Origin of the sequence: Shimia sp. SK013 (genome assembly GCF_001292625.1) — a bacterium.
Taxonomy (GTDB): Bacteria; Pseudomonadota; Alphaproteobacteria; order Rhodobacterales; family Rhodobacteraceae; genus Shimia.
Genome location: NZ_LAJH01000013.1, coordinates 59,199 through 76,203, shown reverse-complemented (window position 1 = coordinate 76,203; position 17,005 = coordinate 59,199). Strand labels below are relative to the sequence as shown.

Genomic DNA, 17,005 nt, shown 5'->3' with positions numbered 1-17,005 from the left:
GAAATCGATCGCTTGGTGTTGACGCAAAGATTTCGGGCCAATCCTGAACGCTCAGTATTCAGGCGACAAACCTGTGGCTTTGTGCCTTGCAGTGCTTCGTCAGAATAGCCCTGAGTGCGCGCAGTTTTTGCGAGGGCCACACGTCGGGGTGCCCCACGACCCAAATATCGGCATAAGGTTGGGGTGGCAGAACCGGAACCTGGACCAACCCAGTAGAGGCGCGTCCCAGAAACATCGGCAAACGCATGACACCCAATCCGGCCTGCGCAGCCCCAATCATGGCGACGACATCATCAAACTGAAGACGTGCGCGGTTGTTCGGAAATTCCGGCGAAATCGCCTTGGGAAGATTTGGGTGAGACTCGTAAACAAGCCAGTCGATCATCGCGGTCGGATCAACTCGAATGCGTTCTGCAACCTCCCGATTTGCGAAGCTCGCAGTGTCCTGTTTCAGGAGCCGAACTCCAGTCAGGGTATCGCCTGGGTTTCGACTGATACGGATTGCGAGATCAGCCTCAAGCCGTGTCAGGTCCAAAAGCTCGGTTGTTGCCAGTATACGCAGGTCAATTCTTGGGTGGGCTTTGCTGAACTCATCGATGACCGGAGACAGGAAATTGGCAATGAGCACGTGCGGTGCTGTTATCTTTAGACTTCCCGACAGCTCTGTGCTGGTCCCTTGCAACCGGCGCAACATATCGTGTTCCGCGTTTTCCATTCTTTCGGCGTTTTCGGCGATCAAATGTGCCGCTTCGGTTGGTCTGTATCCGTCCGGCAAGCGTTCAAACAAGAGCTGGTCTAATGCCTCTTCGGCGCGGCGAACTCTGCGCGCTACGGTCGTGTAGTTAATGTTCAGGGCCTCCGCGGCGCCTGCCAGTGAACCATGCCGCACGAGCATCAGAATTGTGCGCAAATCATCCCAAGCTATATCCATGTATGCTTTTATGCACGAGCGCTATGCAATTGCACGCGTTTTCACTTGGCGCAGGCTAGGCCAATGTTCGGTGCAGAAACACGTTGGAGGCTTAGATGATCTACGCAATTGCAAAAATGAGCGTTAAGAACCCTGAAGCATTAGCGCAGTACCGGGATGTGGCCGGGGCAGCGCTTGAAAAGCACGGCGGAAAAGTCGCCACCGCCACTGGCGAGTTCACCGCCTTGGAGGGTGAGCCAGAGATGCCAAATATGGCGGCGCTGCTGAGTTTCCCTGACAAGGAGGCGGCAATGGCTTGGATAAACGACCCGGACATTGCCGATGTCCACGATCTCCGCCGCCGCGGCGGTGAATCTAGTATTCTGCTTTTGGGCTAGTCAGGTGTATTTAGTTTAACCTGCCAAATCTTGATCGCCAAAGGAAACCCAGATGAACACCGCAGCAATACTGACAGCAATGGCTGGCTTCGCCATCGTTCTTATCTCGATAATCCTTTACTTTCGAACGATCCCTCGGGGGACTGTTCCAGAGAAAGTTGGCGGCTTTGCCACCAAGCTGATCATAGGCGTCGCGCTGTCACTGATTGGTGTCTATCTTGGTCTGACTGGCGAAGGCATGGCCGGTGCTTTGACCTATGTTCTGGCCAGTCTTGGGATCTTCTTTGGCGGCTTCATTTTGTGGGTTCTTACTCAGCGCAAAACGCCGATAGGAGAGATCAAAGTCGCTGTGGGGGACAATCTGTTACCGTTTACCTCGATGACGTCAGAGGGCGCAGCCTTTGACAGCTCAGAACTATCCGGCAAACGAACTCTACTGAAGTTCTTTCGGGGCGGATGGTGTCCGTACTGCTCGGCTGAACTTGTTGCGTTTGACGCAATGAAGGACGAGCTCGCAAAACATGATGTGAGCGTTTTGGCCTTGAGCAAAGATACGCCCGAGCAGGCGGAGATTCACAAAACGCGTGACGGGCTTGATTTCCCATTGCTGTCCGATCCGGACCTGAAAATCATCAGAGCTTATGGCGTTGAGCATCACAAAGCGCTTGGTCAGACAAAGAACACAAAGCTCACGATTGGCGGTGTACCTGTGGGGCTTGCGCCGTTCAAATTCGAGGCAATGGCCATTCCGACCACTCTGTTAATCGATGAAACCGGGACGATCCGGTGGGTTGATCAAACCGACGACTATCGCCTGCGAAGCAGTAGCAAGCGTGTGTTGGAAGCCGTGAAGGCGGCCTTCGGCTGAGTGATGGCTTAGCTGCGCACCCTCAGCTAGTCGACTGCTCGAAATTTGACCAACTTGCTCGTGGCTACGCGGCAAACTGGGACTGACCGAGCAGCTAGCTGACGAAACTGTTGCAATGGCACTGGCAACGAGACCTGAGCCACGTTGGCTGTTTCAGCAGGGGTTTCGTTCTAAAATCGGTCTGTTTTGACCCCCTTGGTCAATCGAACTCGCGCATGCTGCGTGACAAAAGGTCAAAGAACTCAGCCTCCTTGCCGGGCGTATTGACGTCCAAAGCTACGTGTTCCGAGAAGAACTGGCTTTGCTCGATCTCGCCGTCTGCCAGCGCCATTATTGGATCGTATGACGTGGTCATAACCACATCGGGGGCCTCTGCCGCGCCCGCGCGGACCTCGGCGCTTCCCTTTCTTGCCGTCATCCGAAAGGCTTCCCCGTCGATCATCAGAGTGGCCTCGAAGTCATGCTCTGGGCCAACCGCCCTTTTGATGGCCGTTCCTAATGAGACCGCCACAGTTCTGAGATTGCCGGGTCTTCGACTTTTCGCTGGCCGGGGCATCCGGCCACCAAACCGCGCAAGTTCAAAAATCAGCGGCCCGGTTTCTTCGCCCAACTCAGTCAACGAATAGAGCGACACTCCGAACTCTGACTCGTATTTCTGGATGAGGCCGCTGGATTCCAGTGCATTCAACCGATCCGACAATAGGTTCGATGCAATGCCGGTCAGCCCGGTTTGAAGGTCTTTGAATCGCGCAGGGCCCGCATGGAGGTCTCGCAGGATCAACAGCGTCCAACGGTCGCCGACATGATCAAGCGTCCGAGAGATCGGGCAGAGCAGGTTATAGCTTCTCGTCTTTTGTTTCATCTCAATCACAGATTTGTTACTTTATTTTTTAAAGTGGTCGCTTTATTCACTCAAGCCAGCTTATAGGGGAACAACCAAAATGTCTGCAAGACCGAAAATCCTTGTCACATCCGCCACAGGCAAGACGGGCGTTCCGACAGTCCTGCAACTGCTTGAAAAGGGATTTCCGGTCCGTGCCTTCGTGCGAAAGCTCGATGATCGAAGCCAGGCGCTTGAACACGCTGGGGCAGAGGTGTTCCTCGGCAACCAGTATTCTATCACCGATATGCGGGCCGCAATGAACGGCGTGCAGCGCGCCTATCAATGCGCGCCCACCGCGCCCAATGGTTCGGTCTTCAACGCGGTCTTCACGGCTGCCGCCTACGAAGCCCAACTCGAGCATGTCGTTACACTCAGCCAGTGGCTGGCGAGTCCGAGCCACCCATCACAGTCTACCCGCGACACTTATATCGGGGACATTCTGATCCGGATGAGATCCGAGATGACGGTGACAACGGTCAGCCCCGGTTGGTTCGCGGACAACTACCTCTCGTCGCTGGATTCGGCGCTGCATCTCGGCGTGTTTTCGATGCCTCTTGGCGATGGAAATGTGAAAAAGAATGCGCCGCCTTCCAACGAAGACATCGCGAGCGTTGTCGTTGGCGCCTTGATCGATCCGGACACTCACGCTGGCAAGAGGTACAGGCCCACTGGACCAGAGCTGTTGTCACCAAATGACATTGCTGCCGCGATAGGTCAGGCGCTTGGCCGGAGGGTGAAGTATCAGAACATCTCACCAAGGTTGATGTTGAAGGCGCTCAAGGCAACAGCTCCACCCAATTACTCTGTCGTGCTTCTGGAAGCCGGGCACTACTACACCGACGAATACCGTCGTGGCTCCATGGCGGTGGGCGCACCGACCACGGATGTGGAAACAGTTGGTGGACGCACGCCGGAAAACTTCGAGAGCATTGCCAGGCGATACGTGGCCGCACGTCCTAAATTGCGGCCAAGCCTTGCCGGAAAACTCAAGGCCATCGGGGGGTTTCTCAAAATCTTGATCACCAGGGCACCGGACGTCTCCGCCATCGAGACCCAAAAGGACTACATCAAGCTCAAGGCTCCAGCATTCTGCCTCGACGACGACACCTGGCGCGAAAGCCACGCATCAACCGAGCTGAAACCAATCTCAAAGCAAGTCGCCTGACCGGGGTTTCAGCCATCAGGAAGGCGAAAACGCCTGATCCGGCGTCTTCGGAAATCTCGATGAACGACCAGATCCTCAAACCTTCAAAAAAGGAAATACCAATGCCTGCTTACATGATCTCGCACGTGACCGTGACCAACAAAGAGAAATTCGACAGCTATTTTGACAAGACCCGGGCCGTGGGCGCCAAATACGGAGCCAAACCGGTCGCGATCGGAGCCCAACCCAAGATGCTCAACGGTGAGAGCGACGGCCATCAGATGGTCGTTGTCGCTGAGTTCGAATCCATGGAGGCACTCGATACTTGGCACAACTCGGACGAATATCAAGCGCTCGTACCCTTACGAGAAGAAGGTTCGATTCAGCATATGGTGGCCTACGAAGCGAGGCCACTGCCCCAAGCACAGTAGTCGAAAATTACTTGCGCGCTCGGAAAGTTATCCGGGCGTGCCGATATTCATCCCGATCACCTCACGTCCGTTTAGACATGTGCGGACCTTGGCGCAGGCGCAGCGAATTCACACTTTGTCCAGCATAGCTGCCATTCCTTCGCATTTGGTCCCCATCGCCAAGGCGTTGCTTTGCCAGCACCCGAACCGCCCTCGCGGGGCGGGCGCGGTGGGTTACTTAAAGGGGACAGCGCCACTTAAGTCTGCGCGCCTTCGCTATTTTCCGCCAAATCCGATGTCGCGATCAAGACAGAAACCGCTCGGGAAGTATTTGAGCCTGACCTGACAACAGGAGGTGCACATGCGGTTTCGTGGCGAAGACTTGATCAATCTGGAACGCTATCCAATTCATCGCGAAGGTCCGGAAAGGGATCTTGTCCTCGCCGGAGTGCAAAGCGACCTCGCACGCGATGGCTGTGCCGTCCTGAAAGGCTTTCTGACGCCACAGGGCATATCCGCCCTTACGACCGAGGCCGACGGTGTCGCAAACGCAGGCCATCGCTCGTTCAGCCGGACAAATGCCTACTTCACAAATGATGACCCCAGTCTGCCAAGCAATGATCCGCGCCGGCAATTTTTTGATCGCTCAAACGCATTCATTCCGGCGGATAATTTTGCCCCCGACGGGGCGTTGCGTACAGTCCATGACTTTGACGGGTTCGACCGGTTCATCCAGGAGTGTTTGAACGAGGAGAATTTCCATCGTTATGCCGATCCGCTGGCCGATGTGATCGTGAACATGGCCGACGAAGGCAACGGGTTTCCATGGCATTTTGACACCAATAATTTCACCGTAACGCTCGCCATTCAGAACGCCGACCATGGCGGGGCGTTTGAATACGCCGCGGGCATCCGGCAAGAGCACGAGAATTTCGAAGAGGTGAAACGTGTCTTGGACGGAACGTCCGAGAAGATCACTGTGCTTGAACTGGAACCGGGCGACTTGCAGCTGTTTCGGGGCCGTTACTCCCTGCACCGGGTCGCACCGCTCAGAGGGGACCGCCCCCGCTATGTGGCCATCTTTTCCTATGTAGAAGAACCGGGAATGGTTGGCAGCGTCGAACGCACGCAGCAGCTCTATGGCCGCACGTTACCTATTCACATAGAACGGGCCGGATTGCGGGCAGATGATTTCATAGACTGACCGGACGCAACTGACCGGACGCTACGCTGGTTAACACTTGTTAGCGGGCGAAAGTCGCACCGATGCAATACCTACGGGTTGCCGACGCACTACCGCAGCCCAAAATTCCGCAAAATCAAAAATTAACTCGAACGAATGCGGCGGTCAGCGCAACGCATCGCGCGTTGCTTCGACGGCATCTGCAAGTGGCTGGAAATACTTTAATTCGCTCGAACTGCCGCCCCGCATAATCGCTACAGCCTTATCAACAAGGTCCGCGTAAAGCGCCTGCGCTTCCGCAAGAACCGATTCATTAATGGCGCGGGGCTTAAACGATCCATATCGTTCTTTACCCAGCGATTTGTCGGTATTGGCGCGCACAAACTGGTAGAGGGTCCGGTTTACTCGCGTCAAAGCCACCTCTGCCTCCCAGTAAGCGGAGGCATTGGCGATCACCCGCACCGTCGAAGAGTAAGCGTGCTGAAAACAGTCCACCCGGAATACCGGCGGTGCTTCCATGCACCCCTCGATCCCCTTTGAAAATGCAGCCACAGTGCGGTCCGTCTGGCTTGCGGAGAACCCTATGTCGCCCTCTTCCGCCCCGGAATTGGACGCGCTTAAAATGCCCACGGCCAAAACCGCTATGGACAGCAATTTAGTCAAACCTTGCAATCCTTTACCTCCAAATTCAATAGCCACGTATGGCATCCCCTGAGGCGTTCTGCCCCCGATCACCGCACCAAATGCACGGCACACCGCGCGTGACGTGCCACATGGGTGGCAGTGCTGCCCAGTATGTAATCCTGCACGCTCGGGCGATGTGACGCGACAACGATGCAGTCAACGTCGTTGGCTTCCGCCCATTTAAGAATACTCTTGCCCACCGGACCTTCGATGACGACCCCATTGGCGTGCGGCAATTCCGCGCCCAGTGTCTCAAGGCTGACCTCAATTGCGCGCCGCGCTTCGTCCTGAAACCCCGCCGGAATATAGTTCACCGCGTATTTTGGCACCTGTTGCATGACATGCAGCAGCGTCACCCGAACGCCTTGTGTTGCCAGTTGACCGGCAACGACTAGCGCCGCCGTGGTATGGTGGTCCTCATCGAACGACACAGGCACTAGAATATGCTGATACATCAGGTCCCTTCCTTTCGCTTATTCAAAAGCAGCGGCCACCTCGTACATGACCGGCTCAAAACTACGGCATAACAAGTTTATCTTGCGATTGCGCTCCCGCATTTCGTCAGTCCGCAGCATCGCTTGAAAATCCTCGCGTCGCCGCCACTGCGAATAGTTGGCGATGCGCGTCTGTGCATCGTTAACATGCAGTCCCGCCGCAATAAATCCCGGTTGTTTGGAGATAAAGCTGTCATAGGCATCGGTCAACGCATCCATCAGGTCCTGACACGTGCCCGGAGTCATTTCAAACGTGGTGATCACGGTTTGCAGCTCGGCACCCTGTGCGATTTTCGGCATGGCTTCCTCCCTTGCTGTCTTCAGCTTAGACCACGCTCCGCCCCGCTGGCTACATGAATCACGCACCCGCATAACGGGTGTTGTTAACCAATTATTCACCTTAAATAACAAATCATGAACCGCGAGGTGTTCATGATTATGTTGGTACTAGTATTCCTCGCGCTCGCTCCGGCGGCGCACTCCGGTCCCTGGCCAAGGCCGCCGGGCGAGCAGTTCATGAGTGTTTCGCTTGAGGCACCACACAACGCCGACTCGCTGGCTCAGGCGTTTGCCTCTGTTTACTATGAGCGTGGGTTGAAACGCGACTGGACCATGGGCTTTGACACAGGTGCCAATGGACTTGGGTACAGCAAAGCCTACATTTTTCTGCGCCGTCCGGTCTGGCAAGGTCGGTCAGCTCGCGTCGCTCTTGCACTGGGCGTCGGACAACAAAGCACGGCGGCGGGCGTCGGCTACGCTTTGCGCCCGGAACTCAGCTGGGGGCGCAATCTTACGATGTTGCAGCGCTCCGGTTGGCTGACAATCGATACGTCAGCTGCCTATGTGATTTCGACACAAACCACTGTCATAAAATCAGAAACCACAATTGGCCTGTCGCTGACGCCGAAGGCGATCACCTTTTTGCAAGCCACGGCCGAGAAAGAAACCGGTCAACCGCTTCGCACCATGCTAACACCGTCGCTCGCCTTTCAAATCCGCTCGAACATGCACCTGGTCGGCGCGGCTGTTCTATCCCCGGATCAGCGCACAAAGCTCAAACTCGGTCTATGGATGACATTTTAGGCATCACCCGCGGCGCCCCGATTGCAACCGCACGCCAGTTTGCGCATACTGCAAGCCAAGCGTGGCAGGGAACGACACCGACAAACGGGCGACCGCCGCGACCGACCTGAGGCAAATACCGGGCATCATAGATCCGGATGAGAGGCACAAATGAAATCGCTCCTAGGCGCCGCATTTGCAGGCGCAGTTCTGTTCCTGATATTCCCATATACGACCGAAGCGGGCACCGTTTCGCGTGCCTGTTTGAAATCCGACCGTGGCGGGGCGACGCGCTCGGTCTGTCGCTGCATTCAACAAGTTGCCAATCAAAACCTGTCGCGCTCCGACCAAAAACTCGCGGCCAGCTTTTTCAGCGAGCCGCACAAAGCCCAGGAAATCCGCCAATCCAGCAATGGCAGCCACGAGAAATTCTGGCTGCGTTACAAAGATTTTGGCTCCGTCGTATCAGCCTCCTGTGGACACCTTCGCTAATTCTTAGCTTGACCAACCCCGCTCGCTGAATTCACAAATGGCAAATCTAGCGGAGCAGGTCGAATGTTGATGAAAGGCGTAACTCTACGTGGACTAGAGGTTTTTGAAGCCCTGGCGGCCAGTGGATCTGTGGCGCAGGCCGCCCGCACCACCGGCTTGTCGCAACCTGCCGTAAGCCAGCAAATTCGCAATCTCGAAACCGCCCTTGGCAGCGACCTCTTGGACCACAGCAAGCGGCCAATGCAGCTCACCCCGGCTGGGCGGGCCTATCTTGCCCGTGCCTCCGGAGTGCTGGCCCAACTGCGACTGGCACACTCCGAACTTTCGGTGATGGACCTGACACATCTGACACAGCTGTCGATGGGTATCATCGATGACTTTGACAACGATCTGACTCCCCGTCTTGTCACCACCTTGGCGGAATCTATGACCCGCTGTCAGTTCCGCCTCATTACCGCCCCCAGCCACGAGATTGCTGACTCATTGCGGGACCGCAGCCTGCACCTCGGCGTCACGGCCTCTACCGGAGAAGTCATTGATGGGGTTTCTGAATATCCGTTGGCGCGGGATCCATTTATTCTTGTGACGCCAGCTGGTTTGGTGGCACCGGGCAGCGATCCGATGCCAGCGCTCCGTAGCCTCCCGATGTTGCGGTATGGCCGTGAACAGCTGATTTCCCGCCAGATCGAAGCCCACCTCAAGCGGGCGCAATTTGACCCACCCAACCGGTTTGAAATCGCCTCTAATCCGTCGCTCATTGCCATGGTGTCGCGTGGCATCGGCTGGGCGGTCACCACGCCGTTCGGCTTCCTGCGCGCAGCACGGTTTCACGAAAAAGTCGACGCGCACCCCCTGCCTTTTCCGCCCTTCTCCCGCAGCATTTCTTTGCTGGCTGGCGACGATTGGGCGGACACCGTGCCACGCGACGTGGCGCAAACCATGCGCCGTCTGATCCAGCAACACCTGATCACGCCGGGCATCGAGCGTTTCCCGTGGCTACGGGACAATCTTCGCATTCTAGAAGAGTAATGCCGCTTCCCTCAGATTTGAGAAACCCAAAATTCCACGCGACTACAAAGCGCCCCATACGCGCGTTGCGCGGTCTTCAATCAACGTCGACATGCCGTCAAAGTCCCGCGTGTTAAAAGGATCAGGTGCAACGCCCGCCCGACTCTCATGCTCAACCCTTCCACCCCGGAGCCCCCAAATGACCGCCAAAATCGTGATCCTCACAGGCGCTGGCATCAGCGCCGAAAGCGGGCTAGGCACCTTTCGCGACGTCGACGGTCTTTGGACCAAATATGACCTCAACGACGTCGCAACCCCCGAAGGTTTCGCCCGCAATCCCGAGCTGGTGATGGCCTTCTACAATGCCCGTCGCGCCAATGCAGCCGAGGCCACCCCCAACGCGGCTCACAAGGCTCTTGCGCGGCTTGAGGCCGATTTTCCGGGCGAGGTTTTCATCGTCACCCAGAACGTCGATGGCCTGCATGAGGCGGCTGGCAGCCGCAATGTCCTGCACATGCACGGGGCCTTGCATGGCGCGTTGTGCAAGGCCTGCGAGCACCGCTGGCCCGCGCCGCCGGTCATGTCCGTCACGGACCCTTGCCCGCACTGCCGAAAACCAGCCACCCGCCCCGACGTGGTCTGGTTTGGGGAAATCCCCTATGGCATGCATGTTATCAGCGAGGCGCTGTCACAAGCCGACGTTTTTGTCTCCATTGGCACCTCCGGTGAGGTCTATCCAGCCGCGAATTTTGTGGCCGAGGCCGACCACCATGGCGCGCATACAATTGAACTCAATCTGGAACCTTCCGCTGGCGCCTCCGGCTTTGCCGAAACCCGCTTTGGTCCCGCCACCGAGGTCGTGCCGCAATGGGTCGCCGATGAATTGGCCCGTACACAAAAATAGGGCCGCCCCAAAAAGACGGCCCCGAAACACCGTGTCAAAAAATCTCAGTGATCTTTGTGGCCGTGTTTCTTCATCTTGCCATGCGCGGGCTTGCGCTCAAGATCAACGGTCACCTCGATCGAGACTTCGCCCGCATTCTCAAACACCAGGGTCAGCGGCACCACGTCCCCATGTGCGAGCCCGTTGCCAAGCCCCATGAACATCACGTGGTCTCCGCCCCGCATCAAAGCATGCTCGCCGCCTGCGGGGATCGCAAATCCCTCTTTGACGTGCACCATCGACATATTGCCGTTGCCATCGTCTTTGTGTGTATGCAGCTCAGTTCGCTTGGAGATGTCACTGACGACATCGACCAAACGGTCTGCGGTATCACCGTCGTTGCTGATGACCATAAAGGCCGCTGCGGATTTCGACATTGGGGTCGATACACGCGCATATGCGTCTTCGATTTTGATGTCAGCCAGCGCTGGTACCGCAGCCGCAATGGCAGTTGCAGCGAGCGCCGCGAGAGTGATTACTTTCAAGGACATCTGTGTGTCTCCTGTTCGATAGTGGGCCTTAAGAAATGAGAAGATCTTAAGCCTGAACAGGCGGTGCGCGTGCCGTAGCCTTGATGTGTCGAATCACTTCAACAAACGCGAGGTCCGTCGCGGTGGCCTTGCGTGCCCGTTGCGTTGGCGCCAGAACAACTGGCCCCTCCGGCGTCACCATATTTAGCAAAGACAGACTTACATCGGGGCAGATGTGGCTCTCGCCGGTTGGAGTGCCGTCGGCATCCACCGCAACCATAACCGCCACGTCGTTGATGCAGTATTCCGCATAACCAGAAGCGCCAGGCATGCCCCGCGCAACCGCCATTGCATGGCCCGTCAACACGAGGGCCAGCACAGTTATCCACGAAAGCATCATGCGGAAGCGATCAGTCATCCGTCTGGTATACACGCGCTGATGTCGGGAGCAACGTGACAAAAGAAAGCGGCCCCACCAAATATGGCGAGGCCGCTAAAAACTTCAGACGTTCAAAGGAATTAGGCGTTTGCGGCCTGGGCTTTGACGATGTCTTTTTTGACTTTCAGCGCGGTGTCAGACAGCTCGCTGTCTTTGGCTTTTGCCAAGAACGCGTCCAGACCACCACGGTGATCAACAGTGCGCAGAGCTGCAGCAGAGATGCGCAGTTTTACGCCACGGCCGAGAGTCTCGGACTGCAGAGTCACATCGTTCAGGTTTGGCAAGAACCGACGACGAGTGCGGTTTTTGGCGTGGCTTACGTTGTTGCCCGTCATCGGGCCTTTTCCGGTCAATTCGCAGCGGCGCGACATGGGCTTATCCTCGTTTTACGGTCTACGGGGATAGCAACCCCGTCAAAGCAGATGGGTGCCGCCTAGGCCGCACCCGGAATTTCGTTTCGCGTCTTTAGGCCGGTTTGGGGGGAGCGTCAAGTGATTCACCCGACACCAATGAGGGTTTCGGCAAAAAAGCGAAGCCCCTTTTGCATCCCCGGTGTTTTACCCTGTCGCACAGGGCGCGAAAGCCTGCACCTGTTAGGTTTCGGGTATTTCTGGCCAGAAAGAAACCACAAACCGTGCCAGGCGCTTTGGGCTTGGCGCTGATCTGCAATGGCGCGGTTGCTTAGGCCCGGCCTGCGGTGGCCGAAAGGCTCACCGGATCCACACCCAGCGTCTTGAGGGCGTCTGCCCATTTGTCACCATTTGGTGTGTCAAATACCAGCTCCACCGGCGCATCACACGTCAGCCAGCCATTGTCCGCGATTTCTCGCTCGAGCTGGCCTGCCCCCCAACCGGCATATCCAAGCGCCATAAACGAACGCGTTGGTCCTGCGCCGACGGAAATCGCTTCCAGCACATCCTGCGTTGCGGTCATTGAAAAGTCGTCACTGACCATCAGAGTGTTGAGATCGGACACATAGTCCGGCGTATGCAAAACAAAACCACGGCCGGTTTCCACGGGCCCGCCAAAGTAGAGATTGCTGTCCAGCTCGGGGCGCGCAAGCGTGATAGACAGCTGATCCAGCAGCGCCGAGAGGCGCATGCCTTCAATCGCCTTGTTCACAATCAACCCCATCGCTCCGTCCTTGGAGTGGGCGCACAGAAACACCACCGAATGGGCAAATCGTGGGTCACCCATCCCCGGCATCGCGATCAACAGGCGTCCGGTCAGATCAAGACTGTCAGTGGTTTCTGTTTCGTCCTGCACCGATGGCCCCTTCGTCTGCTGACTTCTGTTCTTTCCAACATGTGGCGCGAGCGTCCCCCACGCAAGAGCCACCACTCACCTAAGCCCGCTTTGTTTCAGAACCTGTGTCAATTCTCGCCCGATTGTGTATTGGCATTGATCAGCAAGTGTCCCATGTCTGTAGCATGATACGCACCGCCCTCATGACCGCCGTTTCCCTTTGTTTCATGGCCACGCAATCGCTGGCACAATCTTATGATCAGGTTGTGCAAGCTGAGGTTTTGCAGGGTTGGCGCAACGCGGATGGCACCCACACCGCGGCTCTCAGAATCTCGCTCAATCCAGGCTGGAAAACCTACTGGCGTGCGCCCGGTGACGCAGGCATCCCGCCGCGCATCACATGGCGCGGCTCGCGCAATTTGGGCGGCGCTGAACTCAGCTGGCCGACACCAGAGGTGTTCGACCAGAACGGCATGCGATCGGTTGGCTATACCGAAGAAGTCATCATACCTGTGCAGATCTCACCGCAAAACGCAGGAAAAGCGATGACCCTGAAAGCGCAGCTGGAGATTGGCGTATGCCGCGACATCTGCGTACCTCAGACGCTCCGGATCAAGGCTGAACTTCCCGCCGATGGCGAACATGACGGCCGCATCGCCGCCGCCTTGAATGACCAGCCGATGTCACAACAAGACGCGCGCGTCGGCTCTGTGACGTGCCGTGTCAGCCCCACTGCGGACGGTCTGCGACTGCGGGCGACAATACAGATGCCGCACGCGGGAGGCCGCGAAGTGGCCGTGATCGAAGCCGGTGACCCCCACATCTGGGTGGCGGAGGCGACCACGACACGTAAGGGCAACACGCTGATTGCGGAAACCGAAATGATGCATGTGGACGAAACGCCCTTTATTCTGGACAGATCCGGTCTGAGGTTCACCGTTTTGGGTGCGGCCCACGCCGTCGATATTCGCGGCTGCTCAGGCTGACGCAGACCGACGGCGCAACGTAATGCCCACGGCACCAAAGGTGAATGCCAACGCCGTCACCACAAAAACGCCCAGCGCAAACACGCCCAGCGCCGCAAACGGCCCACTGACTGAGGCCAACACCGGCGCTACACTTGCGAGGACTGGCACAACTTCGCCGAAGACCACCACCCAGCCCAGAGTCGCCACCAGCCAAGCAGCTATGGCCACACCAGCGGTGGTGACAAGTCCTCGCAACCCGGGCGCTTTTGATCCGCGACGCACGGCCGCGACTTGCCGCCCGATGTCAGACTGCATTGCCATCAACGCAGGCACAACAACCAGCACCAGCACCATGCCAACACCTAGGCCATAGACCAGCGTGATCACCGTCGGCTTGAGGAACTGCGCTTGCTGAGAGCGTTCAAACAACAACGGCGCAAGCCCCAGTACCGTGGTCGCCGTGGTCAGGAACACAGGCCTTAGACGGTCCGCCGCGCCATCAATGATTGACGGCACAAGCCCGCGCTCTTGGGCGTAATCATCAATCGTGGTGACCAAAACAATCGAGTCGTTGATAATGATGCCAGTCATCCCCAACAGGCCCACGACCGTGAACATGCTAAGCGGCACGTCGTGCATGTGATGGCCGTAAATGGTGCCCACAAGTCCAAAGGGAATGATCGCCATGACCACCACCGGTCGTGTCCAACTTGAGAACACCCAAGCCAGCACAAGGTATATCCCCGCCAGACACAGGATCAACGCCGTGCGCGCGTCGTTCAGGAAATCATCTTCCTGCTCCGCCAAGCCCGACAGCCGCCACTCAATCTGCATCTCACTGGCAATTGTCGGCAGGATATCGTCGCGCAGCTGCGCCATGATGAATTCCGCCCGCGCGGGATCGTCTTCGGATATGTCACCAGTGACATTGATCAACCGCACGCCGTTCTCGCGGCGCACCGTCGAAAACCCTGTCCGACTTTGCACTGTCACCACATCTGCCAGCGGCACATAGGCCCCCTGCGGCGTGCGCATCAGCGAGCCTTCGAGGAAATCAGCCGTCAATTCGCCTTCAGGCAGCTCGACCCGGATCGCCGCGCTGCGCGGTCCATCCGGATAGGTCGCTGCCTCGATGCCGTTCAACCGGTGGCGCAGAACGCGCCCCAACGCATCGATGTTGAACCCAAGCGCGCGGCCCTGTGGTGTCAGATCAAGGATGATTTCTTCTTTGTCATAACTCAGATTGTCTTCCACGGCCGAAACTTCGGAGAAATCCAGCAGCGCCGTCTTCAGCGCCTCACTGGCCGCCTTAAGAGAGTCACTGCCGGCCCCAAAAAACTCCACATCCAGAGAATCGCCTCCTGGACCGGACCGCCAGCCACGGAAACTCAGGGTTTCCGCCAGCGGATGCCGCGCAACGCGGTCTTGCAGTTCTCCGACAAAGGCAAAGCTCGAATAGGGACGCAGATCGGCATCAATCAACTCGATCGAAATGGACCCCAAAAGATCGGGATCAAGCGATTCCGCCCCGGGCAAAGTCCGCCCCGCATTGCCGCCGACCTCTGCGATCACATAGTCCAGCGGATTGCGCCCATGTCGTTCCTCGTATTCGCGTCCCAACTCTTCGGTGGCACGCTGCATCTCGCGCATCATTTCCAGGCTGTCTTCGCGGGTGGCCGTGGGCAACATCGCGAAATTGCCGGTCACGGACCCACGCTCTGGCGCATTGAAGAACCGCCATTTGACGTCCCCGTTGATGAACAACGCCGCCTGTCCAGCCAAGACCACAATCGCCAGCGCAACCACCGGATACCGCCCCCAGACCACAAAACGGATGAATGGACGGAACAACGTGTCTCGTACCCAGCGGAACCCGCGATTCACGATCCGGCTTGGCACGTCGTACCAATGCTCTTTCGCCGTGTGTTTCAGCGCGTGTGCCATATGGTGCGGCAGGATCAGGAAACATTCCACCAATGACGCGGCAAGAACCACGACCACGGTGAACGGGATATCGGCAATCAGCTCGCCAAACCGGCCGGAAATCACAGTCAGACCGAAAAAGGCGATGATCGTGGTCAGGGTCGAGGAAAACACCGGCATCGCCATGCGCTGCGCCGCGTTTTCTGCCGCCACCAGCGGCGCTTCGTTTAGCCGGCGCGAGCGCGCATCCGCGTGCTCCCCGACCACAATGGCATCGTCCACCACGATGCCCAAAGTGATGATCAGGCCAAACAGCGAGATCATGTTGATCGTCAACCCCGCCATATACATCAGCGCCACAGCCGCCAGCATTGCCGTCGGAATGCCCGCTGCCACCCAAAATGCCGTGCGCGCGTTCAAAAACAGAAACAGCAACACCACCACGAGGATCAAGCCCATCGCGCCGTTGTCCACCAGGATGTTCAGGCGGCCGGTAATGGCTTCGGCGCGGGTGCGGATCAATTGCATTTCGACGCCTTGGGGCAAGGTCGATTGCAACTCGGCAACGACCTCTTCGACCTTGGTCTGCATGCCTATGGCGTCGCCGGAACTGGTGCGATCAACCCGAATGGAGATTGCCAGATTTTCGCCCACGAAATAGCTGCGGTTGCGGTCCACGCCGTCCACGCGGATCGTGGCTACATCGTCCACCGTCAGCTTTGTGCCATCAGGGTTTGACCGGAGCGCAATGGCCGCGATCTCGTCGGGCGCTCGTTTTTCCACGCCGGTACGCACGCGCGCCGCAGCGCCGGTGACATCGCCTGCGGGATCGGCGTTGACCTCTTGCGCGATGGCTTCGGCAATCTGGGCCAGCGTGATATCATGCGTGATCAGGTCGACCGAGGACACTTCGACCACAGTTTCACGTTCTGCAAGGCCGCGAATTGTTGTTCGGGTGACCCCTTCGGCAAACAAGCGCACGACAAATTCATCCGCAAACCGCGCGATCTGGTCGATGCCAACAGGTCCGGTGATCACAACATCCGTGACCCGGTCTCGCCAAGCACCACGCCGCACCACTGGATCCTCCGCTTCTTCAGGCAAAGTCGTCACAGTGTCTACGGCGACCTGCACCTCGTCTGTCGCGCGCGCCATGTCCCAGCCGGGCTCGAAATCAAGCGTGATCCGGGATGAGCCTTCGGTGGATCGCGAGGACGTACTTTCAACACCTTCCACTGCCAACAATGCCGGCTCCATGACCTGCACGATGGCCGCATCAACATCTTCCGCGCCCGCACCTTCCCACTTCACCGAGACAGTGACGGTTTCGACAATAACATCCGGGAAAAACTGCGCCCGCATCCGTGGCACGGCGGCGATACCCGCAAGAATCAGCACCACCAGCAATAGATTTGCTGCCGTCGCGTGGCGTGTAAAATAGCTCAGGATGCCGCCAGCGCGCGTTCCGATATCCCGCATGG

Annotated in this window: 20 protein-coding genes; 10 read left to right on the top strand and 10 right to left on the bottom strand. The window is 57.5% G+C overall.

The features are described from left to right. Nucleotides 1-58 precede the first annotated feature (58 nt). Complete coding sequence (locus tag SHIM_RS12735; RefSeq protein WP_054003051.1) at nucleotides 59-931, bottom strand: LysR family transcriptional regulator; 873 nt, start codon at nucleotides 929-931, stop codon at nucleotides 59-61. A gap of 95 nt (nucleotides 932-1,026) precedes the next feature. On the opposite strand from SHIM_RS12735, the gene SHIM_RS12730 reads away from it, so the two are divergent. Beyond that, on the top strand, nucleotides 1,027-1,308 hold the full coding sequence (locus tag SHIM_RS12730; RefSeq protein WP_054003050.1) for a DUF1330 domain-containing protein: 282 nt from the start codon (nucleotides 1,027-1,029) through the stop codon (nucleotides 1,306-1,308). Nucleotides 1,309-1,360: 52 nt separating this feature from the next. Further along, nucleotides 1,361-2,176: a peroxiredoxin family protein gene (locus SHIM_RS12725; RefSeq protein WP_054003049.1), complete on the top strand. Its 816-nt coding sequence runs from the start codon at nucleotides 1,361-1,363 to the stop codon at nucleotides 2,174-2,176. Between the two features lie 199 nt (nucleotides 2,177-2,375). Here the strand turns inward: SHIM_RS12725 and SHIM_RS12720 are convergent, their stop codons facing one another. Continuing rightward, on the bottom strand, nucleotides 2,376-3,038 hold the full coding sequence (locus SHIM_RS12720; protein WP_054003048.1) for a winged helix-turn-helix transcriptional regulator: 663 nt from the start codon (nucleotides 3,036-3,038) through the stop codon (nucleotides 2,376-2,378). 79 nt (nucleotides 3,039-3,117) lie between these two features. Here SHIM_RS12720 and SHIM_RS12715 point away from each other — a divergent pair, with 79 nt between their 5' ends. The 3 genes from SHIM_RS12715 to SHIM_RS12705 all read left to right on the top strand — a co-directional run bounded on the left by SHIM_RS12715 (nucleotide 3,118) and on the right by SHIM_RS12705 (nucleotide 5,817). Then, the gene (locus SHIM_RS12715; protein ID WP_054003047.1) at nucleotides 3,118-4,224 is read left to right on the top strand and encodes an NmrA family NAD(P)-binding protein; all 1,107 of its coding nucleotides are present in this window, start codon (nucleotides 3,118-3,120) and stop codon (nucleotides 4,222-4,224) included. Nucleotides 4,225-4,283: 59 nt separating this feature from the next. Beyond that, nucleotides 4,284-4,634: a DUF1330 domain-containing protein gene (locus SHIM_RS12710; RefSeq protein WP_054003046.1), complete on the top strand. Its 351-nt coding sequence runs from the start codon at nucleotides 4,284-4,286 to the stop codon at nucleotides 4,632-4,634. Nucleotides 4,635-4,974: 340 nt separating this feature from the next. Continuing rightward, complete coding sequence (locus tag SHIM_RS12705) at nucleotides 4,975-5,817, top strand: HalD/BesD family halogenase (protein WP_054003045.1); 843 nt, start codon at nucleotides 4,975-4,977, stop codon at nucleotides 5,815-5,817. Nucleotides 5,818-5,961: 144 nt separating this feature from the next. Here SHIM_RS12705 and SHIM_RS12700 read toward each other — a convergent pair whose 3' ends face one another. From SHIM_RS12700 to SHIM_RS12690, 3 genes are read right to left on the bottom strand one after another with little or no spacing between them, the layout of a single operon-like run. After that, nucleotides 5,962-6,495, bottom strand: coding sequence for a hypothetical protein (locus SHIM_RS12700; protein ID WP_152926545.1), 534 nt, complete (start codon nucleotides 6,493-6,495; stop codon nucleotides 5,962-5,964). Nucleotides 6,496-6,527: 32 nt separating this feature from the next. Beyond that, nucleotides 6,528-6,935, bottom strand: a complete 408-nt coding sequence (locus SHIM_RS12695; protein ID WP_054003043.1) for a universal stress protein — start codon at nucleotides 6,933-6,935, stop codon at nucleotides 6,528-6,530. An 18-nt stretch (nucleotides 6,936-6,953) separates the two neighbouring features. Beyond that, entirely contained in the window at nucleotides 6,954-7,274 is a 321-nt protein-coding gene (locus SHIM_RS12690) for an antibiotic biosynthesis monooxygenase family protein (RefSeq protein WP_054003042.1), read from the bottom strand. 138 nt (nucleotides 7,275-7,412) lie between these two features. On the opposite strand from SHIM_RS12690, the gene SHIM_RS12685 reads away from it, so the two are divergent. From SHIM_RS12685 to SHIM_RS12670, 4 genes are all read left to right on the top strand, one after another. Continuing rightward, nucleotides 7,413-8,057 carry a hypothetical protein gene (locus tag SHIM_RS12685; RefSeq protein WP_152926544.1) on the top strand — a complete coding sequence of 215 codons (645 nt, stop codon included), beginning with the start codon at nucleotides 7,413-7,415 and terminating at the stop codon, nucleotides 8,055-8,057. Between the two features lie 150 nt (nucleotides 8,058-8,207). Further along, nucleotides 8,208-8,528 (top strand): hypothetical protein, encoded by a 321-nt coding sequence (locus tag SHIM_RS12680; RefSeq protein ID WP_054003040.1) that lies wholly within the window; start codon nucleotides 8,208-8,210, stop codon nucleotides 8,526-8,528. Nucleotides 8,529-8,591: 63 nt separating this feature from the next. Further along, nucleotides 8,592-9,557: a LysR family transcriptional regulator gene (locus SHIM_RS12675; protein ID WP_054003039.1), complete on the top strand. Its 966-nt coding sequence runs from the start codon at nucleotides 8,592-8,594 to the stop codon at nucleotides 9,555-9,557. A gap of 178 nt (nucleotides 9,558-9,735) precedes the next feature. Beyond that, nucleotides 9,736-10,440 (top strand): NAD-dependent deacylase, encoded by a 705-nt coding sequence (locus SHIM_RS12670; RefSeq protein ID WP_054003038.1) that lies wholly within the window; start codon nucleotides 9,736-9,738, stop codon nucleotides 10,438-10,440. Between the two features lie 44 nt (nucleotides 10,441-10,484). On the opposite strand, the gene SHIM_RS12665 is transcribed toward SHIM_RS12670, so the two are convergent. The 4 genes from SHIM_RS12665 to SHIM_RS12650 all read right to left on the bottom strand — a co-directional run bounded on the left by SHIM_RS12665 (nucleotide 10,485) and on the right by SHIM_RS12650 (nucleotide 12,654). Then, nucleotides 10,485-10,970, bottom strand: a complete 486-nt coding sequence (locus SHIM_RS12665; RefSeq protein ID WP_054003037.1) for a copper chaperone PCu(A)C — start codon at nucleotides 10,968-10,970, stop codon at nucleotides 10,485-10,487. Between the two features lie 46 nt (nucleotides 10,971-11,016). Then, nucleotides 11,017-11,367 carry a hypothetical protein gene (locus SHIM_RS12660; protein ID WP_054003036.1) on the bottom strand — a complete coding sequence of 117 codons (351 nt, stop codon included), beginning with the start codon at nucleotides 11,365-11,367 and terminating at the stop codon, nucleotides 11,017-11,019. Between the two features lie 101 nt (nucleotides 11,368-11,468). Further along, entirely contained in the window at nucleotides 11,469-11,759 is a 291-nt protein-coding gene (gene rpmB / locus SHIM_RS12655) for a 50S ribosomal protein L28 (protein WP_054003035.1), read from the bottom strand. A 310-nt stretch (nucleotides 11,760-12,069) separates the two neighbouring features. After that, nucleotides 12,070-12,654, bottom strand: coding sequence for a YqgE/AlgH family protein (locus SHIM_RS12650; protein WP_275043953.1), 585 nt, complete (start codon nucleotides 12,652-12,654; stop codon nucleotides 12,070-12,072). A gap of 164 nt (nucleotides 12,655-12,818) precedes the next feature. On the opposite strand from SHIM_RS12650, the gene SHIM_RS12645 reads away from it, so the two are divergent. Next, nucleotides 12,819-13,619 (top strand): protein-disulfide reductase DsbD domain-containing protein, encoded by an 801-nt coding sequence (locus tag SHIM_RS12645; RefSeq protein ID WP_054003034.1) that lies wholly within the window; start codon nucleotides 12,819-12,821, stop codon nucleotides 13,617-13,619. Here the strand turns inward: SHIM_RS12645 and SHIM_RS12640 are convergent. Then, entirely contained in the window at nucleotides 13,611-17,003 is a 3,393-nt protein-coding gene (locus tag SHIM_RS12640; RefSeq protein WP_054003033.1) for an efflux RND transporter permease subunit, read from the bottom strand. The two genes, SHIM_RS12645 and SHIM_RS12640, sit on opposite strands and share 9 nt — an antisense overlap. Between the last annotated feature and the right edge of the window lie 2 nt (nucleotides 17,004-17,005).